Origin of the sequence: Cobetia sp. L2A1 (assembly GCF_009796845.1) — a bacterium.
In the GTDB taxonomy this organism is placed as follows: Bacteria; Pseudomonadota; Gammaproteobacteria; order Pseudomonadales; family Halomonadaceae; genus Cobetia.
In genome coordinates this window covers 2,914,479-2,936,847 of sequence record NZ_CP047025.1, presented here as the reverse complement: position 1 = coordinate 2,936,847, position 22,369 = coordinate 2,914,479, and the positions used below count along the sequence as shown (strand labels likewise).

Annotated in this window: 19 protein-coding genes; 12 read left to right on the top strand and 7 right to left on the bottom strand. The window is 58.1% G+C overall.

Going from position 1 to position 22,369, the window contains the following annotated elements; translation table 11 throughout:
* Positions 1-26 precede the first annotated feature (26 nt).
* Positions 27-989 carry a LysR family transcriptional regulator gene (locus GQR90_RS12510; RefSeq protein WP_158774405.1) on the bottom strand — a complete coding sequence of 321 codons (963 nt, stop codon included), beginning with the start codon at positions 987-989 and terminating at the stop codon, positions 27-29.
* A gap of 426 nt (positions 990-1,415) precedes the next feature.
* Between GQR90_RS12510 and GQR90_RS12505 the strand changes: the two genes are divergently transcribed.
* The 4 genes from GQR90_RS12505 to GQR90_RS12490 all read left to right on the top strand — a co-directional run bounded on the left by GQR90_RS12505 (position 1,416) and on the right by GQR90_RS12490 (position 6,167).
* Positions 1,416-2,717 (top strand): MATE family efflux transporter, encoded by a 1,302-nt coding sequence (locus tag GQR90_RS12505; RefSeq protein ID WP_233266534.1) that lies wholly within the window; start codon positions 1,416-1,418, stop codon positions 2,715-2,717.
* A gap of 336 nt (positions 2,718-3,053) precedes the next feature.
* Positions 3,054-4,313, top strand: a complete 1,260-nt coding sequence (locus GQR90_RS12500) for a D-amino acid dehydrogenase (RefSeq protein WP_158774403.1) — start codon at positions 3,054-3,056, stop codon at positions 4,311-4,313.
* 48 nt (positions 4,314-4,361) lie between these two features.
* On the top strand, positions 4,362-4,745 hold the full coding sequence (locus GQR90_RS12495; protein WP_024952937.1) for a RidA family protein: 384 nt from the start codon (positions 4,362-4,364) through the stop codon (positions 4,743-4,745).
* Positions 4,746-4,973: 228 nt separating this feature from the next.
* The gene (locus tag GQR90_RS12490; protein WP_158774402.1) at positions 4,974-6,167 is read left to right on the top strand and encodes a LysR family transcriptional regulator; all 1,194 of its coding nucleotides are present in this window, start codon (positions 4,974-4,976) and stop codon (positions 6,165-6,167) included.
* Positions 6,168-6,287: 120 nt separating this feature from the next.
* Here the strand turns inward: GQR90_RS12490 and GQR90_RS12485 are convergent, their stop codons facing one another.
* From GQR90_RS12485 to phhA, 3 genes are all read right to left on the bottom strand, one after another.
* Positions 6,288-7,481, bottom strand: coding sequence for an amino acid aminotransferase (locus GQR90_RS12485; protein WP_158774401.1), 1,194 nt, complete (start codon positions 7,479-7,481; stop codon positions 6,288-6,290).
* A gap of 1 nt (position 7,482) precedes the next feature.
* A complete protein-coding gene (locus GQR90_RS12480; RefSeq protein WP_158774400.1) occupies positions 7,483-7,821 on the bottom strand; it encodes a 4a-hydroxytetrahydrobiopterin dehydratase in 339 nt (112 codons plus the stop codon).
* 63 nt (positions 7,822-7,884) lie between these two features.
* Positions 7,885-8,769, bottom strand: coding sequence for a phenylalanine 4-monooxygenase (phhA, locus tag GQR90_RS12475; protein WP_158775495.1), 885 nt, complete (start codon positions 8,767-8,769; stop codon positions 7,885-7,887).
* 468 nt (positions 8,770-9,237) lie between these two features.
* On the opposite strand from phhA, the gene GQR90_RS12470 reads away from it, so the two are divergent.
* The 4 genes from GQR90_RS12470 (at position 9,238) to GQR90_RS12455 (ending at position 13,710) form a co-directional block, all read left to right on the top strand.
* Positions 9,238-10,791, top strand: coding sequence for a sigma-54-dependent transcriptional regulator (locus GQR90_RS12470; protein ID WP_158774399.1), 1,554 nt, complete (start codon positions 9,238-9,240; stop codon positions 10,789-10,791).
* Between the two features lie 152 nt (positions 10,792-10,943).
* Positions 10,944-11,531, top strand: coding sequence for a MarR family winged helix-turn-helix transcriptional regulator (locus tag GQR90_RS12465; RefSeq protein ID WP_158774398.1), 588 nt, complete (start codon positions 10,944-10,946; stop codon positions 11,529-11,531).
* A complete protein-coding gene (locus GQR90_RS12460) occupies positions 11,528-12,595 on the top strand; it encodes an HlyD family secretion protein (RefSeq protein WP_158774397.1) in 1,068 nt (355 codons plus the stop codon). The genes GQR90_RS12465 and GQR90_RS12460 overlap by 4 nt, the downstream gene beginning before the upstream one ends.
* 8 nt (positions 12,596-12,603) lie before the next feature.
* The gene (locus GQR90_RS12455) at positions 12,604-13,710 is read left to right on the top strand and encodes a DUF2955 domain-containing protein (RefSeq protein WP_158774396.1); all 1,107 of its coding nucleotides are present in this window, start codon (positions 12,604-12,606) and stop codon (positions 13,708-13,710) included.
* Positions 13,711-13,821: 111 nt separating this feature from the next.
* On the opposite strand, the gene cfa is transcribed toward GQR90_RS12455, so the two are convergent.
* Together cfa and GQR90_RS12445 are read right to left on the bottom strand one after the other, a co-directional pair.
* A complete protein-coding gene (gene cfa / locus GQR90_RS12450) occupies positions 13,822-15,000 on the bottom strand; it encodes a cyclopropane fatty acyl phospholipid synthase (RefSeq protein WP_158774395.1) in 1,179 nt (392 codons plus the stop codon).
* Positions 15,001-15,426: 426 nt separating this feature from the next.
* On the bottom strand, positions 15,427-15,804 hold the full coding sequence (locus GQR90_RS12445) for a hypothetical protein (protein WP_158774394.1): 378 nt from the start codon (positions 15,802-15,804) through the stop codon (positions 15,427-15,429).
* Between the two features lie 468 nt (positions 15,805-16,272).
* Between GQR90_RS12445 and fdhA the strand changes: the two genes are divergently transcribed.
* Together fdhA and argE are read left to right on the top strand one after the other, a co-directional pair.
* Positions 16,273-17,481: a formaldehyde dehydrogenase, glutathione-independent gene (gene fdhA, locus GQR90_RS12440; RefSeq protein ID WP_158774393.1), complete on the top strand. Its 1,209-nt coding sequence runs from the start codon at positions 16,273-16,275 to the stop codon at positions 17,479-17,481.
* A 204-nt stretch (positions 17,482-17,685) separates the two neighbouring features.
* A complete protein-coding gene (gene argE, locus GQR90_RS12435) occupies positions 17,686-18,915 on the top strand; it encodes an acetylornithine deacetylase (RefSeq protein WP_233266285.1) in 1,230 nt (409 codons plus the stop codon).
* Between the two features lie 60 nt (positions 18,916-18,975).
* Here argE and GQR90_RS12430 read toward each other — a convergent pair whose 3' ends face one another.
* The gene (locus tag GQR90_RS12430; protein ID WP_158774392.1) at positions 18,976-19,986 is read right to left on the bottom strand and encodes a LysR family transcriptional regulator ArgP; all 1,011 of its coding nucleotides are present in this window, start codon (positions 19,984-19,986) and stop codon (positions 18,976-18,978) included.
* A 235-nt stretch (positions 19,987-20,221) separates the two neighbouring features.
* Between GQR90_RS12430 and GQR90_RS12425 the strand changes: the two genes are divergently transcribed.
* Both GQR90_RS12425 and hppD read left to right on the top strand, forming a co-directional pair.
* Positions 20,222-20,833 carry a LysE/ArgO family amino acid transporter gene (locus GQR90_RS12425; protein WP_158774391.1) on the top strand — a complete coding sequence of 204 codons (612 nt, stop codon included), beginning with the start codon at positions 20,222-20,224 and terminating at the stop codon, positions 20,831-20,833.
* A gap of 411 nt (positions 20,834-21,244) precedes the next feature.
* Entirely contained in the window at positions 21,245-22,324 is a 1,080-nt protein-coding gene (hppD, locus tag GQR90_RS12420) for a 4-hydroxyphenylpyruvate dioxygenase (RefSeq protein ID WP_158774390.1), read from the top strand.
* Positions 22,325-22,369 lie beyond the last annotated feature (45 nt).

The window sequence follows — 22,369 nt, the reverse complement described above, 5'->3', positions numbered from 1 at the left end:
TGGCCTTGATACGCGTTCTAACGATATCAGCCGCCGCAGTCCTTGCCGTAACCGTACATGCTATCGAAGCCCGGAATTCGCTGCTCCCAGACCGGCGGCGTTCCCACCACTTCCTGCAGGCAATCGCTGAAACGACGCGTCTTCTGCGGCAAGTACTGGCGATGCGGATAGACCAGATGGATCGAGGGGAGCGGCTTCATCGGGACATCGGTCAGCAGCGGGATCAACTCGCCGGTGAGTATCTCATCATTGAGGTTGATGGCCGACACCATGCCGTAGCAGGCGCCTGATTTGATCGCACTGAGCAGGACTTCTCCGTCATTGACCTTGAGGCGTGAGTCCAGCGAGATCTTTTCCTCGACGCCACTTTCGCTGCATACCCGAATGCGATCAAGAATGAAACCATCCCGAGAATAGACGGCCGCTGGAAGGCCTGAAAGATCTTCGGGCGTCTTCGGCATCCCATAGCGCTCGATGAAGGCTGGAGATGCACAGATCAGGTGGCGATGCGCTGCCAGCGGACGTGCGATCAGGTTGGAATCTTCAAGTTCTGACATGCGGATGGCGAGATCATATCCACCGCCGATGATATCCGTCAGATGGTCTTCCAGGCGAACTTCTACCTGGGTATCCGGGTAGCGCTCCATATAGAGGCGAACTGCTTGGGCCACATAGGTGCGGCCGAAATGACTAGGGCTGGTGATCTTGAGTACACCGCGCGGCCCATCCTGATAGGCACCCGCTACATCGTCGGTATCTTCCAGGATTTCACGCAGCCGCAGTGCATGCTGGTGAATTTCACGTCCGGCATCAGTCAATGCCAATGAGCGGGTGGAGCGATTGAACAGGCGAATCTGTAGCTCTTCTTCCAGACGGCTAATCTGCTTGGAAACCACCGAGCGGTTGACCTGGCGATGATCTGCCGCCTTGGAAAAACTATGCGTCTCCACCACATCTAGAAACAGCAACAAGCGGGATGCTTTATCCACGGTCTGACCTCTCGTGATGCAATCGGGAAAGTGGCCACTCCGCCAGTTGTCTTGGTAGCAGGAAGTGGCGTGCCTATCGGTCTCGCAAGGTGTGCGTCGACGGCAAGATTGTATGATTTGCAAAGCTTAGCACGACGACTGTTTCCTCTAAAGCTACGTATCAACCTATTTTATCGCCTTTTATGTTGCCGATAATGCATCAAAGTCATGTTTTCTTGATGCTATCGACATGCCATGCAAAGCCCTAGAATTGTCCCTCTAGCCACAAGGGTACTGCCCTTGGACCCTTGTCATTTTCTGACCAGCGATGCCTGGCATGCTGGGAGTGAGTCGATGTCTTCGAGAATTACGCCATCCCCATCCTCGTCATATGCTTGTCCAACGACGAGTGAGCTGCTGTCGCGGCTGTGGCGCAGTACCTTGCCCATGACGATCGGCATCATGGGGTTACTGGGCTTCAACCTGGTTGATGCTGCTTTTGTGTCTCGTCTGGGTACGGCGCCGTTGGCGGCGCAATCCTTTACCTTCCCGCTGACGTTTCTCATCATTGGTGTTCAGGTCGGGATGGGAATTGCGATTGCCGCCATTATCTCGCGTACGCTGGGTGCAGAAGAGGATGAGCGTGCGCGCCGCCTGGGGGGAGTGGTGGTACTCGCGTCTGGCAGTGTGCTTGCACTATTAATGCTACTGCTCTGGATTGTACGTGTGCCAGCCTTTCATTTACTGGGCGCCAATGATCAGGAGCTCGCGCTGATCGAGCAATACTGGGGCCCGTGGTTGATGGCAAGCTGGCTGGGGGCGATGGCCTATGTGTTCTATAGCCTGTTCCGTGCGCACGGTAACACTCGGTTGCCAGGTGTGATGATGCTGGTCACCAGTCTCTTGAATCTTGCGCTTGATCCGCTGTTGATCTTCGGGCTCGGTCCGATACCCGGTTTTGGACTGGCTGGCGCCGCTTGGGCGACGCTATTGGCGTTCGCCATTGGGCTGGCCATCACGCTGGTCAATATTTCAGGGCGGCGCTGGATCGAAACTCACGGACTGTTGCAGGAATGGCGCAATTCTCGTCGTCAATTGATGGGTATTGCAGCGCCTGCCGTGTTGTCGCAGATGATGCCTGCGCTGGCGGCCATGCTGGTCACGGCGATTGTCGCAAGTCTTGGGCAGACGCAGGTGGCAGCCTGGGGCATTGCCTCACGGCTGGAGACCTTCTCGCTGATTGTGGTGCTGGCCCTGACCATGTCGTTGCCACCCTGGTTGGGGCGTTGCTACGGCGCAGGCCGCTGGCAGGAAGTACGGCGACTGATGAATCTTGTCGCACGAGTCGTCATTGTCTGGCAGCTGATTCTGGGCGTGATCATGACCTTGCTGGCGTCGCCGTTGGCGAATGTGTTGGTGGGGAACAGTGAAGTGGCGGATGCATTGATGCTGATGGTGCCGTGGATGCTACCTAGCTATGCCTTTTTGGGTATCTGCATGCTAGTTGTTTCTGCTGCCAATGCGCTGGGTTGGCCATTGCGCGCAACGCTTCTGTCCTTCGTGCGTCTTTTCGTGTGTTTCCTGCCGGCGGTATGGTTAGGGGCGCAGATTGATGGACTGCGTGGGGTCGCCATCGGTGCCGCCATCGGTAACTTGTTGGCCGGTATCGTTGCCTGGCGATTGTACCGTCAGGCCATCGGTAACCTGGGAAAGTCTACGCGCGCTGCTTGCGCGGGCGCTTCTCCCTGAGCTTGATTGCATCGCGCAGCAGTATGCTCTGAGCGGTGAGCGAGACAGTATTGCTACGCAGTACGACAACAAAAAAGCGGCCATTCTAAAAATGGCCGCTTTTTTGTTGGTTAGCACTAGCATGCTGGCAAAATAACCTAGTATTTTTCTGATTAATGGCTAAACAACAGAATAATAGTGTTGAGGCTCGGCTCTATACTAGTGGTATTCAGGTCAAGCAGCTGCTGGTAGTACGCTACTCGGTGATGACCTCTCGGATTTATCCGGTGCTGATCAGTGCAGGATTTTCTTTTCATTTTCCGCAGAGTGCGGTTTGCAGTCACGGAGTAGGTCAATATGAAGATTCTTGTGCTCGGAAGCGGCGTTGTCGGTGTTACCAGTGCGTATTATCTGGCGCGCCAAGGGCATGAGGTGACGGTGGTGGATCGCCAATCCGGGCCAGCGATGGAAACCAGCTACGGTAATGCCGGTCAGGTATCCTTTGGTTTCTCCTCTCCCTGGGCGGCGCCCGGCATTCCGCAGAAAGCCATCAAGTGGATGTTCCAGGAGCATGCGCCGCTCAAGATCCAGCCGCGCATGGACCCGCAGATGGCCAAGTTCATGGTCAAGATGTTCGCCAACTGCAATGGCGATCGCTATACCGTCAACAAGGAGCGCATGGTGCGCGTCTCCGAGTACAGCCGTCTGTGCATCAATGCACTGCGTGACGAGACGGGCCTACGATATGAAGACCGTCAGCAGGGCTTGCTGCAGTTGTTCCGCACCGAAGCTCAGGTTGAATCCGTCCGCAAGGACATGAAGGTGCTGGAAGGCTGTGGCGTACGTCACAGCCTGCTGGATGCAGAGGCCTGCGCACTCGTTGAGCCCGCGCTGGCCCGTGTACCGGGCAAGTTCGTTGCCGGACTGCATTTGCCGGATGACCAGACGGGTGACTGTCACCTCTTCACCAATCGTCTGGCGGATTACTGCCGCGATACCCTTGGTGTGACGTTCGTTTTCGACACCACCATTCAGCGTATCCAGCGCAGCGGCAGCCGTATTGAAAAGGTCATCACCGACCGTGGTGAGATGATGGCTGACAGCTACGTCATGTGTCTGGGAAGCTACTCGCCCTTCCTGGCCAAGGATCTTGATCTTGATCTGCCGATCTATCCGGTCAAGGGCTACAGTCTGACAGTGCCGATCATCAACGCCGATGCAGCGCCGCAATCCACTGTCATGGATGAAACCTACAAGGTGGCACTGACGCGCTTTGATGACCGTATCCGTGTCGGCGGTACTGCCGAGCTGGCGTCATTCGATCTGTCATTGCTCGAGAAGCGCCGCGCGACCATCGACATGGTCGTGCGCGATATCTTCCCTGAAGCAGGCGACTATGCACGCGCCGAGTTCTGGGCTGGCCTGCGCCCGATGACACCGGACTCCACACCGATCATCGGTGGCACCAAGTATGACAATCTGTGGCTGAACACGGGGCACGGCACCCTGGGCTGGACCATGAGCTGTGGCAGTGCGAGTCTGTTGGCGGACCTGATCGATGGCCGCAAACCCGGTATCGATCCTAATGGCCTGAGTCTCGGTCGTTACGCCGCTTGATCGTCCTTGATGTTCGCCTATTGATGATACTTTCTTGAGGAATTACGTATGACCAAGCAGATTATCTCCACCGAATCCGCACCCGCAGCGATTGGCCCGTACTCCCAGGCTGTACAGACAGGGAATCTGGTCTTCCTGTCTGGTCAGATTCCGCTGGATCCGGCCACCATGGAAGTCGTGGAAGGTGGTTTTGAAGCACAGGCAGATCAAGTCTTCCGCAACCTCAAGGCAGTCTGTGAAGCGGCTGGCGGTAGTCTGGATCAGCTGGTCAAGGTCAACCTGTTCTTGACTGACCTGAGCAACTTTGCCGTAGTGAATACGTTGATGGAGCAGTATTTCACCCAGCCGTATCCGGCACGTGCCGCGGTTGGCGTCAAGGAGCTGCCGAAGGGCGTGCTGTTTGAAGCGGAAGGCGTGTTGGCGCTGTCCTGATCTGCCGATGTTCTGACGCCAGGATGGATTGATATCTCAGAGCCATTCGTGGCAAGTCCTACCACCACCCTCGCTGATTCGTCAGCGGGGGTGGTGTCGTTCTGGGGAGCTGCTTTCATTGCATGCGTGACATTTAGCTCCGGCATGATTAGCGTAAGGCTAAAATAGGCAGATGCCGCTGACTCGATGGCAGAGGCATGGCGGTCGATATCTCCAGGGAGCAACAAGATGGCGCAGTCAGATACCGGAACACGTGAACCAGGCATGCGGCTGCGGCAGCTGGAAATGCTGTGGGCGGTGATCGAGTGTGGTTCGATGAAAGGCGGTGCTGCACAGCTTGGGATCAGTGTGCCGGTGGTATCGCGCGGACTGGCTCAACTTGAGCAGACGCTGGGATATTCGCTGTTTCTGCGTGAGGGAGGGCGACTGGTGCCGACGCCAGAGGCCGAGCGGCTGACGCCCTCGCTGGCACAGATGTTCACTGCTCAATCGGAGCTGCGTCGTCTGGCATTTGGCCCCGGCAGCGGTAAGCGACCACGGCTGGTATTGGCAGTAACACCTGCGATTGAAGCCTTCAGTGCTGGATGGCTTACGCGTATCGCAGCATGTGAGGCGTTGAGTGACTGGCTGCCGGTTATTGAAGTGATGGCATCATCGCAGCAGGCAGAAGCCGTACGCGAAGGTCGGGTAGCGATGGCAGTGAGTCTGGACGCGCCCCCGGAGCCACAGGGGGGCAAGCGTGCAGCAACAGCAGCGGCACGTGCTCGTGAGCTCAATGCCAGCCTGCGGCAGCGTGCCCGTGAAGAGACCGTCTTGATAGAAGGCGAGGATGGCACTAGTGCGACAGCTACCATGCCAGAGCTTGGCGATAACCCGTCGCTGAGCGACTCGGAACCTGCCATCGAAGTGCCGGTAGCAGACGCACTAGCCGTTGAGGTTGCTGCTCATCAACCGCCAGCGCTGAGGTTACCGCTGATGCTGTTATGGCCGACGCGCTGGCCACTGTTGAATAAACCATTATGCCTGGCACGTCTCAACGAGCGTCCATTTGTTGACCTGCCGGAGAGTACTAGTCAGGGCCGCTTGATCCGAGGATTGCTCAAGCGTGAGCGAGTGACACCTGCTATCCAGGCTGAAGCGGCGACACCGGACGGTGCAGGACGGGTGGCGCGCTCAGGCGTGGCGGCCACCATCATCGATGTGCTTTCGGCTCGCCAAGCGCTGAGTGGAGCTAACGGCAGTTTGATCGGCATGGCGTTATCGATGCGTAGTGAGCGTTATCTGGAGTTGAGCTGGCAGCTACCGACGGTGGAAGATGGCAGTGGGGAGCAGAGGGTGCAAGCGTGGCTAATCGATTTGCTGGAAGCCGAAGTGGCGGCCTGTCTTGCTGAGCTTCCGACAGAGAATGATGAGCAGGAGTGAAATAAGCACACGCATTTTGACCTGAGCATCCTGGTGCATTTTCAAGCCACCTCCAGGCACAAGAAAACCCGCCATTTGGCGGGTTTTCTTGTGCCTGTCATCAAGCGGTTGCCTTGTGGCTTAGCCGTTGACGACGGTCGCGATGGCCTTGGCTACGTAGGGCAGGTTCTCGGTGGAGAATCCCGCCACGTTGGCACGACCAGAGCGCACCATGTAGATGCCGAACTCATCACGCAGGCGATCGACCTGTTCCGGGGTGAGGCCGGTGTAGGAGAACATGCCGCGCTGTTCGGCGATGAAAGCGAACTGCTCATCAAGGCCGTAAGGCTTGAGCGCTTCGACGAAGTCACGACGCAGGCCGTTGATGCGCTCACGCATCTCGGTCAGCTCGCTCATCCATTCAGCATGCAGCGCCTCGTCCTGAAGGATATCGATGACCACCGCGCCGCCATGGGCCGGCGGGTTGGAATAGTTCTCACGCGCGGTGATTGCCGCCTGTGAACGCACGTCGAGCATGCCTTCCTCATCCTTGGCGATCAGAATCAGGCAACCGGTACGCTCGCAGTAGATGCCGAAGTTCTTGGAACAGGAGCTGGTGATGATGGCTTCATCGACGTTCTCGGCCAGCAGGCGTACACCGTAGGCATCTTCTTCCAGGCCATCACCGAAGCCTTGATAGGCGAAGTCGATCAGCGGTAGCAACTTGCGCGCCTGAACGACTTCCAGCACCTGATCCCACTGCTCACGGCTCAGATCGAAACCGGTCGGGTTGTGGCAGCAGGCATGCAGCAGCACCACATCACCTTCCGGAATCGTCTTGAGCGTGGCCAGCATGCCGGCGAAGTCGAGACGATTGTGCTCATCGACATACGGGTAGTCGTGACGTGTCACGCCCGCGGCATCGAAGATGCCCAGATGGTTCGGCCAGGTCGGCGTGGAGAGCCAGATATCACGGCCCTTCAAGTTGCTGGCGATGAAGTCAGCCGCCAGACGCAGCGCACCGGTACCACCAGGTGCCTGGGTGGCGCTGGCGCGGTTGGCGGCCAGCACCGGAGACGTGGCACCCAGCACCATCGGCAGCACGGCCTTGCCGAAGCGCGGATCGCCATGAGAGCCGATGTACGTCTTGGTGACCTCGTTGTCGACCAGACGACTTTCGGCCTGCTTGACCGCGCGCATCACCGGCGTGTTGCCGTTCGCGTCGCGATAGACACCCACACCGAGGTCGACCTTCTGCGGGTTGGTGTCCTTGTTGAAGGCCTCGATCAGGCCGAGGATGGCATCCCCGGGTACACGCGCAATCTGCTTGAACATCTTATTTCGCTACCTCGTCGGTTCTGGCGGCCATGATGAAATCGTTCTTGTGCAGACCCTTCATCTCGTGGGACCACCAGGTCACGGTGGCCTTGCCCCATTCGGTGAGAAGTGCCGGGTGGTGCCCGACTTCCTCGGCAATCTCGCCTACGCGATTGGTGAATGCCAGTGCCTGCTTGAAGTTGGGGAACGTGAAGCAGCGCTCCAATTGCATGATGCCATCGCGCTCAAGCAACTGCCACTCAGGAATGGCGGCTTTGAGCGTCTCGATTTCGCTATCGGTGACCTTCGGGGCATCGAAACTGCAGGCTTCACAGGATTGATTGGCAAGATCGGTCATGAGCAAATCTCCATCGTCAGGAACAGATATGAGGGATTACAAGAATAGATGTGATCGCGCTTTTCAAGTACGGGTGATGGCGGTGTCTTTCGGTGTAAAGCATGGCGCTTTCAGACCAAGGCGCATGGCTTCACGCGCTAATGCCATGATGTCGCGGCCTGCCAGCTGGTGAAGGTCATCCAGCGATGCCAGTACATAGTAGAGCGGCTGCAAGATATCGATGCGATAGGGTGTGCGTAGCGCTTCGACAGGATCAAAGTCGAGATGCTCCGGACAACCGAGCGTGTCACCTGACTCACCGAGCGCGTAGCGCGTCTCACGGGGTGAAGAGATGATGCCGCCGCCATACAGGCGCAAGGCGTTGCTGCCATCAGGCTGGCGTTCGCGAAGCATGCCGAATTCGACTGTCATCCAGTAAAGGCGTGCCAGATAGACGCGCTCTTCCTTGCTGGCGGCCAGTCCAAGGCGCCCATAGGTGGCGGTAAATTCGGCAAAGGCCGGGTTGGTCAGCATCGGGCAATGACCGAAGATTTCGTGGAAGATATCCGGTTCCTGCAGATAGTCGAGTTCCTGCGGGCTGCGAATGAAGGTGGCGACAGGGAAGCGCCTTGCGGCCAGCAACGCAAAAAATCGCGTAAAGGGGATGAGTGCCGGCACACGAGCGGTCTGCCAGCCGGTAGTCGCTTCGAGTACACGATCAACTTCGCCTAGTTGCGGGATGCGGTCATGAGGCAGGGCAAGGCGCTCAAGTCCCTGCTGATACTCGCGACAGACACGGCCATCTACCAATGCCATCTGGCGCGTCATCAACGTCTGCCAGGTGGCATGCTCCTCCATGCTGTAGTCGATGATGCCATTGGTATCGGGCTCGCGTGCCACGTAGCGAGTGCCATTACCTTGCGTGGCTTGAGAACCAGCCGTGTGAGACGTGCCACTGGACGATGTCATGACAGTGGACTGAGTGTCAGGCCATTGCCGACCTTGTGAAGCGTTCATGCAACCTCCCATGCGGACTCGATACCGCAGCGCTGCGTGCGCAGGCATGTTGTTTTTTACCGCCGTTAGCTGTGTATCGCCGTATCGTGCGCGGTGCATCAAGGGTCTCTTGCACGCTTGGCATCTTCCCCTACGCTAGGCGTGAACGATGGGTTTTGGCTAGAGGGAAATAGTGGCAGCGAGTACTGTTGGGAAGGCAGTGAAAGCAAATATCGTCACGTAAACCTGACAGTCGGTGAGTAATAGCGCCATGTGGCGGCTTTGCTAGGGGTGAAGCGGTGATGAGTCACGCCTTTTGTAAAGAAGACTTTACGACGATCTCGGCAATGCTTACGTTAATGCCATGTCATGGAGTGGCGCCTGATCTTGGCAAGCCTTTCTGACGACTCCCTACCTGACAACAACAATGCTGAGACACACATGCGCCTCAAACTGACCTGCCAGAATCGGATTGGTATTCTGCGTGACATCCTTGCGCTCTTTGCCGACTACGGACTCAACGTGCTGCGTGGAGAAGTGGGTGGTGAGGCCAACAACACCATCTATCTGCATGTGCCCAACATGCTGCGTATGCAGCTCTCTACCTTGAAGCCAGCGCTTGAAGAGATTTCTGGGGTATTCAAGGTCACGCGCGTCAGCTTGATGCCTACCGAGCGCCGTCACCTGGAGCTCAATGCCTTGTTGTCGTCGCTATCAGATCCGGTGATGTCGATCGATATGGATGGTCGCGTGGTGGCGGCTAACCGCGCGGCAGGTAAGTTGCTGGGCGTACGCATCGACGAGGTCCCTGGCCTGGCACTTACGCGCCATATTCAGGATGTTGATCTGCCGGATCTGATTCGGCGTAACAATGCCCGCGTCAATGGCCTGCGGCTGCGAGTGGGAGAAGAAACGTTTCTGGCCGATATCGCGCCACTGCATACCGAAAACGAAGATGTTGCCTCGCTGGCGGGCGCAGTAGTGACCCTGCATCGTGCAGACCGTATTGGCTCACGTATCTATCAAGTCCAGCGTACCGAGGTACGTGGTTTCGAGGCTATATTCCAGTCCAGTCGCCAGTTATCAGCGGTGGTAAAAGAGGCCAGGCGCATGGCGCCTCTGGATGCTCCGTTACTCATTGAAGGCGAGACCGGCACTGGCAAGGAGCTATTGGCGCGCGCCTGCCACCTGGCCAGCCCGCGCGGACTGGCGCCGTTCATGGCGCTTAACTGCGCTGGCCTGCCGGAATCCATGGCCGAGACCGAGCTTTTCGGCTACGCCCCTGGAGCCTTTGAGGGCGCGCGCCCCGAGGGCAAGCTTGGTCTGCTGGAGTTGACCAGTGGCGGTACCATCTTTCTCGATGAAGTGGGTGAGATGAGCCCGCGCATGCAGGTCAAGCTATTGCGCTTCTTGCAGGATGGCGGTTTCCGGCGCGTGGGCAGTGATGAAGAAACCTTCCTTGATGTCCGCGTGATCTGCGCTACTCAACAAGACCTGCCGGCGCTGTGTAGCGAAGGACGCTTCCGTCATGACCTCTTCCATCGCCTCAATGTGCTCTCGGTGCAGATTCCGCCGCTCAGGGAATGTCTGGATGGTCTTGAGGAATTGGCACGCCACTTTCTCGAGCGTGCTGTGCGACAGATTGGCGCTCTCGTGCGGGATATTTCGCCAGAGGCGATGGCGCGTCTGCGTGGCTATCACTGGCCGGGCAACGTACGTCAGTTGGAGAATGTACTGTTCCAGGCGGTGTCGCTGTGCGATGGCGATGTAATCGAGGCAGTGCATCTGCGTTTGATCGGCGTGGCGCGAGAAGATGGCCTTGAGAGCATCGATCTGGCGGGCAGCCTTGGTGATATTCATGACGAGGTAGAGCGGCGGGTATTGGCGCGCCTGTATCCGGACTTTCCCTCCAGCCGCCTGTTGGCGAAGCGGTTGGGCGTTTCGCATACCACGATTGCCAACAAGCTCAAGCGACACGGTATTGGTCAGGAATGAGTGTCGATGAGGTCATCTCGGTAGCCGTCAATTGTTTTGCCCGCTAATAAAGGGTATTATTCCTCTCATTGTTAGCACGCTAAACTATAAATCAGGCGCTCGTGACCCCTCTCGGATAGGTGGCACGAGCGCCTGATGCCGAGAGGATGGTCATGCACGAAAATTCACCGGTGGCTGTTGTCGAATCTCAATCTGTTGCTCAGCCCCTGCACGAAACGCTCAAGCCCTCATTGGGAGGGCAGGTAGGGCGTGTTCATCGTCTGTGGCGAACGGCCATTACCACCGCCGTGCACACGCTGGGCATGACCGAGGCGCGCTGGACAGTGATGATGCAGCTGGAGAAACTCGGTGAGGGCTGTACTCAGCAGATGCTGGCCGATGAGCTGAGTATCGAAATGCCCTCGCTGACGCGCACACTCAAGCAGCTGGAGGCTCAGCAGTTGATTTGCCGCAGTACGCATTCCGTTGACAAGCGTGCTCGCTGCCTGTGGTTCACCGATGCGGGCCATGCCTGCCTTCAGCAGCTGTCCGAGCGCATATTGCGAGTGCGTAGCGAGCTGTATATCGGTTTCGACGACGCATCACTTGATCAGTTTGCCGAGATGTTGCTGGCCCTTGAAGCCAACGCGCGACAGAGTATCTGTCGCCTGCAGGCTGACGCTGCGAGCGAGTCGGGCTGCCCGACGTCCTCTGCCCTGACGAACGATAAATCGGGTCTGGCAGGGATTGACGAAGCATGACAGCGGATCAGCGCTTCAAACGTTGGGTGCATCGTGCTCTCGCCATCTTTGCCGTGTGCTTCGTCTACTTCCTGTGTGCTGACCTTTGGATGCCGCTCACGCCTCAGGCCCGCGTCATGCACCCGGTGATCAGTGTCGCTCCGCAGGTCAGCGGTCGGGTCGAGGAAGTGCGGGTCTACAACAATCAGCACGTTGAGGCGGGGGAGGTCTTGTTTCGCATCGACTCTCGCCGTTATGAGCTGTCGGTCAGCAAGGCCGAATTGTCGCTGGTTTCAAGTGGACAGGATAACGAACAGCTGGATGCTTCCGTGGCTGCCGCGAGGGCGACCGTCGCGGCGAGTCAGGCGACGGCTCATGAGCTGGGAATAGAGATGAGTCGTGCGGAGACGTTGATCAAGCAACACAGCATCTCGCGCCAGAAATATGATCAGACACGTGCCGAACGTGATTCAGCCAAGGCACAGCTGGCAGTCGACAAGGCCAAGGTCAATGCGTTGCTGGTACAGCGTGGACTGTCTGGCGATGACAACCTTCGCCTGCGCCAGGCGCAAAATGCACTGGAACAGGCCAGATTGGATCTGTCCTATACCGTGGTGCGGGCGAAGGAAAGTGGCTGGGTCACCAACCTGCAGCTGAGCCCTGGTAGTTATGCGACCGCTGGACAGCCGCTGGTGGCCCTGGTCGCTGACCGTGCCGATGTGGTGGCAGACTTCCGTGAGAAGTCACTGTCGCTGACGCAAGCCGGTCAGCCAGCCAGCATCGTGTTCGATGCACGCCCTGGTGAGGTGCATGAGGCGTTGCTATTGAGCGCCGATGCCGGGGTGTTCGACGGTCAACAGTCGCCCGATGGCAATCTGGCAGCTCCAGTTGCCACGGACCGCTGGGTGCGCGACGCCCAACGCATGCGTGTCCATCTGGCACTGAACGAGGATGAGCACGCGCTGCTGAATACGTTGTCTACGGGCGCGCGGGCCACCGTGCAGCTCTATCCCGTCAGCGGTCTGGCTGCCTGGCTTGGCCATGCTCAGGTGCATCTGGCAAGCCTCGTGCATTACATCTATTGAGGTGACCCATGCCTGACAATGTCTACGATGATGGCGTGGCGGTTGCTCCAAAGCGACGTCGATTCGGCTCGGCCATCGAACTGTCACCGCATCTTGTCCTGACGGACAATGATCTTCAGCAGTGTCTGCGCATCGCCTTTGGCGGTGTGCTGGGTTTCATGCTCTGCAAGTTGATGAACTGGAATTACGGTACCTTCTTCTGCGTCAGCCCCATTCTGCTACTGGGGCTGGGGCCGGTACTCAATGCACGTATCGTCTGGCAATTCATCGCCAGTACGCTGCTGCCATGTGTGTTCATATTGGTCGTGCACGGAGTGCTGGGGGATCACCCCGGCGCGATGCTGATCGTCGTGATCGGAATGCTGGCCGCGTTATTCACCTGCATGACTCGCGGGACACTGTTCCTGTTCGGGGCGATATCGATCGTGATGATGCAGGTGATGCTCAACTTCGCCAGCTACCCGTCCACCGATATCGGAGATCTGGTTGCCAGCAATCTGATGGCGGGTGTCACGACTCTGGCGATCGCGATGCTGATGCACACCGTGTTCCCGGATCGTGCCCCCCGCGCTTTTCGCCCGCCGATGGACAAGCCGCTGACCAATCAGCGTCACGAAGTCATCCTGGCCACCAGTGTGGCGACACTCTCGTTTCTCGTGTTCCAGAGCTTTGATCTCAAGGGCTCACTGTCAGCACAGGTGGCGTCAATCCTGGTACTGTTTCCGCTCAATTGGCACGGCGCCGGCAATGCTGCGCTCAAGCGTGCCTTCGGGACGTTGGTGGGCTGCAACGTCGGATTGTTGATCCAGTTTGTGTTGCTGACGCACTTCGACGTGCTGGGGTTTGTCGCGACAGGTTTGTGGGTGAGTCTGATGTATTTCGCGCGTCACCATATGCATGAAGGGGGTGTCTCTGGGGCGGGCTTCGGGGCGATCACGACCCTGGCCATTTTGTTCGGCCAATATCTGTCGCCCACCTCGGATCTTGTCTATAGCGCCCTGTATCGCACCAGTTCTGTCGTGTTCGCCGTGGTCTGCTCGCTGATGGCGATCTATCTGATGCATCAGCTGCTCAATCGTTTCGCCTCGACACGCCTGATGATTGCTCGACCCTGAAATCCAGCGGAAGGGAATGCTTTGCCCCTGCAGCATCGATGACAAGCGTCACCAGTCGCGCCTCACCGCGAAGATGGCGTGGCAACTGAGCCGTCAGCTAGCACCAAGCCGTCAGCGGGGTGCGTCGTAGCGCCCCGGATTGCCATGGGTAAACACCACCTGCCATAGCTGGAGCTGTCGTGCCCGGAAGGCGCCGGCACAGGCGCCGAGATAATATTCGAACATGCGCTTATCACGTGGTGAGTAGGTGTCGGCCAGTGCATGCCAGTGCGTATCGAGATTCGCCCGCCAGGCCATCAGCGTCGGATCATAGTCGGCGCCGAAGTTGTGCCAGTCTTCCATGATCAGATGGTCTTCGCTGGCGCGGATAAGCTGACTGGCGCTGGGTAGAACGCCATTGGGGAAGATGTAGCGGTTGACCCATGGGTCGGCTGAGATATCGCTCTGGTTGGAGCCGATGGTGTGCAACACGAAGCGGCCACCGGGACGCAATAGGCGCGCGGCATGGGTGAAATAGGTGGCGTAGTTCTTGTGGCCGACGTGTTCGAACATGCCGATGGAGACGATGGCATCGAAGGTGCCCACCTCGCGGCGGAAGTCCTCATCACGATAGTCCTTGAGCAGAATGCTCACGGGCAGGCCACTGCAGTATTCCTGCGCAAGTGCCGCCTGCTCGGCGGAGATGGTAATGCCGACGACTTCCACCCCATAGTGACGCGCGGCGTAGGCGGCGAAGCTCCCCCAGCCACAACCGATATCCAGCACGCGCATGCCGGGTGCCAGTCCGAGCTTGCGGCAGGCCAGATCGAGCTTGGCTTCCTGGGCCTGCTGAAGGTTGTCAGGTGTGGTCGCCAAATCCTTCCAGTAGCCGCAGCTGTAGCAGAGGGTTGAATCCAGCATACGAGTGAAGAGGTCGTTGCCGAAGTCGTAATGCACCTTGCCGACGACCCCCGCACGACGCCGACTCTGGAGGTTGATGACTCCCGCCTGAAGACGATAGGCAATACGCTCGCTGAAGGTGTGCGCACGTGATCCGAGGCCATGTTTGAGTAGGCGATGGATCATCTCGTCGATCTGCTCACAATCCCACCAGCCTTCCATGTAGGCATCTCCCAGGCCCAGACTGCCTTGGCTCAGGATACGTCGGAAAAGATCCGGGTGGCGGACGCATATGTCCCAGGGGCGATCACCATTGAGCCTGACTCCGGAGCCTTCCAACAGGCGTTCAGCCACCTGTCGGTGTCGGGTGTCAGGCAAAGCGGTAGGGGCCAGGCGTTGCTCGATGGTCATGGGTAGCCTCCTTGACGGCGCGCGAGCGCAAAGGGTGTCCTGATGGTTCGTCATGGCATGTGGCAGCCAACATGTGTCTGGTATGTCTTGTCACAGACAGGCATGCAGGGCCGTCGTGGTGTTTGTTGTTATATAGGCGTGTTAGAAGATGGCCGCGGCCGAAGTATTGCTCCCAGCATAGACAAGCGATGCCTGATATGGCGGGATAATATCAATAATCCATCGCAACAGATCGTTGCGCCGGGTGTTGCGCTGCGTGACGTGAAAGGTAGGAATCGACATTGCTCAAGAGCAGGAGAAGTCATCAGTGATGTTGGGGAGCAGCACGCTTCTACGCTAAACCATAATAGATTTCGCCCATGAAAAAGCCGCCCAGTGGGCGGCTTTTTCATGGGGTTTTCCGTACATCGATGCTACCTGGAGCGCTTAACGGCAGCGCACGGTCCATACGACCTTGTAGCCTTCGCCTTCGTGGGTGGCTGCGGCCATTTCGGTGTCTTCATTGACGGTGCCACCTTCCAGTTGACGGTTGCCGTCGGCAGTCTTGGCAGTGGCATCTTCCGGGCCAAACACGCGGGAATCAATCACGTCATATTTGTCGCGATCCTGCTCTTCGCAGACCTCTAGGGCGCGCTCCTTGACCTGAGCAAGCGCATCGTCACGGCTCTCATCGACAGCACTGACCTCGTAGCGGGTGTCCTGTTTCTCGATCACGCTGGTATTACCGCACCCAGCAATGAAGGCGGAGCCCGCAATGGCCAGCGTCATGAAAGTCGTACGCACTGCAGTGGAAGTCATGGTCATGATCTCTCCTTGAGGTAATTGATCTCTGGCTGCCCGTGAGTCGTAGCTCAAGAGGTTGGCTGGACAGCACAGCAGCACAGTGAACTTCGTGACAACTTGTTGCCATGATAGTGAACCTTGGGGCATTGGAAGGGGCTTCAAGTGTCGAGATGCATCGACGTGCGCTGTCTGTTGGCGGCAACAGGTGGGAGGTGATGTGACGTGGTTATCCATATGTCCTGTCTGTTGAGCTAGCTTGCCTTGCTATAGGAGGTACGTGACGGAGCGGAGCCTGGCCTGCCACTTTGGTCGTGAGATGTCTTGAATAGACATGTCGATGCCTTATCTGGACTGCCTGCGAATGCTCACCGGCCTACGCTGCGAGCATTCCTCTCTACCGGACGCCATACCGGTAGTCGGATTCCATGCGCTCGGTGTCTCAAGCGCCATGCACGCAGCACCGCCATCTACGCCAGTCAGGAGCATGACATGTCAGCCAATGCCAATCGTGGAGTCGTCTATCAGGGCGGCGGAAAGGTCAGTGTCGAGTCACTGGATTATCCGACACTCGCACTGGGAAATCGCAAGTGTGAGCACGGCGTCATCCTCAAGGTTGTCTCGACCAACATCTGCGGTAGTGACCAGCACATGGTGCGTGGCCGGACGACAGCACCCGAAGGACTGGTGCTGGGGCACGAGATCACTGGGCTTGTGGTCGAGGCTGGACGCGATGTGGAATTCATCAAGGTTGGTGACATCGTCTCAGTGCCGTTCAATATTGCCTGTGGCCGCTGCCGCAGCTGCAAGGAAGGCAAGACCGGCATCTGTCTCAACGTCAATCCAGCGCGTCCCGGTGCGGCTTACGGCTATGTCGACATGGGCGGCTGGACGGGTGGCCAGACGGATTACGTCATGGTGCCATATGCCGATTTCAATCTGCTCAAGTTCCCCGATGCGGATCAGGCGATGGACAAGATTCGTGACCTGACACTGCTCTCCGACATCTTCCCGACGGGCTTTCATGGCTGTGTGACGGCAGGTGTGGGCCCTGGCTCCACGGTGTATATCGCGGGAGCCGGGCCGGTCGGACTGGCGGCTGCCGTCTCCGCGCAACTGCTCGGTGCCGCCTGTGTCATCGTAGGTGACATGATTCCTGAGCGTCTCAAGCAAGCCGAGAGCTTCGGTTGCGAAACCATCGACCTGCGTCAGGAAGGCTCGATGGAAGACAAGGTCGAGGTGATTCTGGGCGATCGCGAAGTCGATTGCTTCGTTGACTGTGTCGGCTTTGAAGCCCACGGCTGTGGTTGCGACCACGGACGCGAGCAACCGGCGACCGTCCTGAACTCGGCGATGGCACTGACGCGCGCGGGCGGTCAGATCGGCATCCCGGGCCTTTATGTCACCGAAGACCCGGGTGCCGAGGATGAGGCTGCCAAGGTCGGTGCACTTTCCATGCGCTTCGGGCTCGGTTGGGCCAAGTCGCACTCGCTACATACTGGCCAGTGTCCGGTGATGAAGTATCACCGCCCGCTGATGCAGGCGATTCTGTTCGGGCGCGTCAACATCGCGGATGCCGTTAATGTGCAGGTCATCAGTCTGGAAGAAGCCCCGCAGGGTTACGCTGATTTCGATGGTGGTGCTGCCAAGAAGTTTGTCATTGATCCGCACTCCATGGTGCGTAACGGCCGCGCTGCCTGACGTTCTCGTTCGGATGTCGTGAGACATGCCAGCATCCAAGTCTCAAGCCCCGCCGATTGGCGGGGTTTTTGTTTGTATGCTGATGTGTCGTCTGATGACGGTAGCCTCTTGCTGCCCGTCATGTGCTGCGTTATACCGATGTGCATACGACGTCGTTTCTCAGCAGCGGCGCTCACCTGATCAGACCACTACAGGAAGGCTCTCATGACAGCAGCCAGTGTAGCGCCAGCGTTTCAGATGCCGCGTCAGGCCGATTTTTCCGACTGGCCTGATAGCCATTGCTGGCTTTCGCACCTCGTAAGCTTCAATACCGTGTCACGCGAGTCGAACCTGGCGCTGATCCATTGCCTGCGTGATGCACTGGAAGTGGCCGGTGTGAGTGCGGAAGTCATTCACAACGACGGCGGCGATAAGGCCAACCTGCTGGCGGTGATTGGACCTGAGGTCGAGGGCGGCGTGGTGCTCTCTGGACATACGGATGTGGTGCCGGTGGAAGGACAGGCCTGGGACAGTGACCCGTTCACGCTGCGCGAGTCCGATGGCCGACTGTATGGGCGTGGCTCTGCTGACATGAAGGGCTTCATTGCCTGCTGCATGGCAGCGGTGCCAGCGTTGGTCGGCGCTCAGCATGAAGGCAAGCTGATGAAACCTGTCATCTTCGCTTTTTCCTACGATGAAGAAATCGGCTGTCTGGGCGCGCCGCGCATGATCGCTCGCCTGCGTGATCGCCTGCCGCGCCCGGCGGCGGTGCTGGTCGGTGAGCCGACCATGATGGCAATCGTCGACGCCCATAAGGGCATCACGGATTTGCGTACCACGGTGACGGGCAAGCCGTCGCATTCCAGTCAGGTCTATCAGGGCGTCAGCGCGATTCATCTGGCGGCGCGCATGGTGACTTTCATCGAAGACCGCATGCAGGCGCGTATCGATTGCGGGCATCTTGACGAGCGCTTCGATGTACCGCATGCCAGCTTGCATGTCGGGCGTATCGAAGGGGGGACGGCGGTCAATATCACGGCGGGCGAGTGTATCTTCGACTGGGAGTTACGCCATCTGCCGGGAGAGGATGTCGAGGCGATGCTGGCGGAGATCGACGGCTATGCTGAGCGGCTGGTAGCGCCGTATCGTGAGCGAGCGCCGCAGGTAGGGATCCACAGTGAGCGCACGGTCGAGACAGTGCCATCGCTTGGCCATGGTGATCGTGACCCCGCCATTCGCCTCTGTCAGCGATTGCTGGGCGATACGCGTACCAGTGAAGCGGTGACCTACACCACGGAAGCGGGCCAGTTTCAAAGCGAAGGCTGGCCGACGGTGGTCTGTGGGCCGGGCTCGATTGGTGTCGCCCACCAGGCTAACGAGTATATCGAGCTGACGCAGCTGGCGGCCTGTGATCGCTTCCTCGCACAGCTCGTGCGCGAGCAGCAGGCCGGTTGAAAGTCACCCGGCCTGGCTAGTGCTAGCGCGTGAATGTAAATGTGAGTGGAATCGTTGCTGCTAGAGTGTGCCGGGGCGGGGTGGGTCTTGCTCCGGCATAGGCAGTAGCAATGACTGGCAGTGGCGCAGAAGGTGATCGGTCAACCGTTCCAGCGTTTGGCCACCATGTCGCCAGTGATGCCAATAAAGCGGAACCTCGAGCGCATGATTCGGCGCAATGTCGATCAGCGCGCCGCTCTCCAGCAGATAACGGGCCTGTTGCTCGGGAATCATGCCGTATCCCATACCGCTTGATGCCAAGCGTACGAAGCCTTCTGATGACGGACACAGATGATGGGGGAAGGGCTCGTCAAAGCCCATGCTGGAGAGCAGGCGATGTTGCAGCCTGTCATCACGGCCGAAAACGATGGCCGGCATGCGGCGCAGTGCTTCGTGGGACAAGCTTTCGGGTATCTCAAGTGCAGTGTTTTCTTGCTGAGAGAGCGTCTTGCTCTCCTGTCTACTCGTTGTCTTGCTGTCTGGAGATGGCACCTTCTCGGGCATCAGGTATCGCCGTACGAAATCCGGACTGGCCAGTGCGCGATAACGCATGCTGCCGAGTGGATGGGAGCGTGCGCCCTGAACAGGACGCGGGGTGGCGCAAATACAACCGGCGACTTCGCCATCGCGCATGCGCTTGAGCGCGACCTCCTGATCCTCCACCAGCATATCCAGCAGAAGATCGCGCTCCTGACAGAATCTACCGGTGATTTCTGGCCACCAGGTGGCCAGCGAATCTGCGTTGATGGCGATGCGCAGGCGTTGCTCGCTCTCGCCAAGCGCGGGGATCTGATCGAGGAGATCGTGCTCCAGCAGACGAACCTGCTGAACATGATTCAACAGTCGTCGCCCTAGTGGTGTCGGCCCTAGGCGGGGAGTGCGCACCAACACTGGTTGCCCCAGTCGTGCTTCCAGAAGCTTGATGCGTTGCGAGACCGCCGATTGGGTCAACCCGAGCGCGCGTGCGCCACGTTCAAACCCAGCCTGGTCGATGACTGCCGCCAGTGCTTCCAGCAGTTTGTAATCGAGCATCAGAAATCCTTATGAGTCATTCCCTGAATCAATTTCCTTGATAGAAACATCCTAGCGTACTCTGCCTCTGGCTGCATGAAGGAGTTACGTGTGGCACATCGTGAGTGGACGGAACAAAGATTGGCAAGTCGTGTGGCGGCACACCGTAGATGGGGAAGGCAAAGAGTCGATAACGCACCCTGAAGCTAAACATCATGCATATCACCTCATCAGAGGCGTCAGAAAGGGGCAGAACATGTGGTTGTCATTTTTCAATGGGGCTGGCGTCGGTGCGGGATTGATTATTGCCATCGGTGCTCAGAATGCCTTTGTACTAGGCCAGGGTCTCAAGCGTGAGCACCAGTGGTGGGTCGCAAGTATCTGTGCGTTGTGTGATTGGCTGTTGATCGTGGTGGGTGTACTGGGGTTGGGCACACTCATTCAACAGTCCCCGCTACTGATGAGTGCGGCACGCTGGGGTGGGGTCGCCTTCCTGCTGTGGCAGGCGAGCAAGGCGATAGGGCGCATGCGCACCGGTGGCCGGCTAACGGTGAGCAGTGGGCTCAAGGCAAGCCTGGGCAAGGTGGTCGCGACAACGTTTGCCATCACGTTGCTCAACCCTCAAGTCTATCTGGATACGCTGGTGATGCTCGGAGCTATCGGGGCGCAGCAGCCCTCGCCCAGTGGTTTCATTATCGGGGCTAGTCTGGCGTCGATGGCTTGGTTCTTTGGTCTGGTTGCCGGCGCTGGATGGTTAGCGCCGCGCCTTACCAGTCGACGTGCCTGGCAGGTCATCGAGGCCTTCATTGCGACGATTCTACTGTGGGTCGCTTGGCAGCTGGGAAGCGGTGCCTGGTTACACGGCTGATCTAGAGTGACAGATGATATGGTAACCAAGGCGAGTTCGTCGATCAGGTGGATGTGACAGCAAGAGAGGCTGTAAAGAAAGGTTGACGCAGTGTCATGCTGCTGCACCGCTGTAATGACCCCAGCATACTGGCTTTTCTCGCTGGCAGGTTTTCGTTACATGTGTCGAGTCGTAAAGCGTGTGAGGGACGAGAGAGTACTGGCTGGCGGGCATGGGCAGGGCGACTGGCAAGGCCTAGATTAGGGGCAGTGATTTAGCACAAGTAGAGCCGTCAGCGACCACGCCTGATCTGACGACTGACGCGATAGCCGTCTTGCTGGCTTCGTTGATGACTCACTTGCCACCATTGTGCCTTTCTCTTCATCCTCTGCCGGCTCATGCCTCGGCAGCCTGACACTTGGAGCGCCTGTCATGAATGCACCGGCCCGCATCGAACAGCATAATCCCATCGGCACTGACGGCTTCGAATTCGTCGAGTTTACGGCACCAGATGCTGCAGGCATCGAAGGGCTGCGCGCCTTGTTCAACCAGCTCGGATTTACCGAGGTGCGTCGCCATCGCTCCAAGCAGGTTTTCCTATTCCAGCAGCAGGGTATCAACGTGGTGCTGAACGCTGAGCCTGATTCCCCCGCCGCAGCTTTTGCTGCCGTGCATGGCCCCAGCGCCTGTGCAATGGCGTGGAGAGTCACGGATGCCGAACAGGCGCAGCGCTATGCCTTGGCCCACGGTGCGCGCAGTGTGGTGCATCCGGTCGGGCCTGGTGAAGTGGGTATTCCTGCGGTGGAAGGTATCGGTGGATCGGTCCTTTATTTTGTAGATCACAATCGTGAGCAGTCGATTTATGAGACTGATTTCGTTGCCATTGAGGGTGCAGTGCCCAATAGCAACAGCGTCGGCCTGCATACGTTGGATCATCTGACCCATAATGTCGGCCGTGGCCAGATGGACGTCTGGGCCGGTTTCTACTCCAGCATTGCCAACTTCCGCGAAATCCGTTACTTCGACATAGAAGGCAAGATGACAGGCCTGTTTTCACGCGCCATGACAGCGCCGTGCGGCAAGATGCATATCCCCATCAATGAATCCGCTGATGACAATTCACAGATCGCTGAATTCATCCGTGAGTACAAGGGTGAAGGCATCCAGCATCTAGCGATGGCGACTGATGATATCTACGCTACCGTGAAGGCGCTCAAGGCCAATGGCGTGACATTCCTGACGACGCCGGCGACCTATTACGAGAAGATTGATGCGCGGGTGCCGAATCATGAGGAGAAGGTCGAAGACCTCAAAGCGCTCAGCTTGCTGGTAGATGGTGCGCCAGGAGAAGGTGTATTGCTGCAGATTTTCACTGAGACGGTGATCGGGCCGATCTTTTTCGAGATCATTCAGCGCAAGGGTAACGACGGCTTCGGCGAAGGCAATTTCAAGGCGTTGTTCGAGTCCATCGAGGAAGATCAGATTCGCCGTGGCGTGATAGGTGGCGAGTGATACTGACGTCTTCTCGAGACTCCTGAAGGCTATCTGTGAAGATCT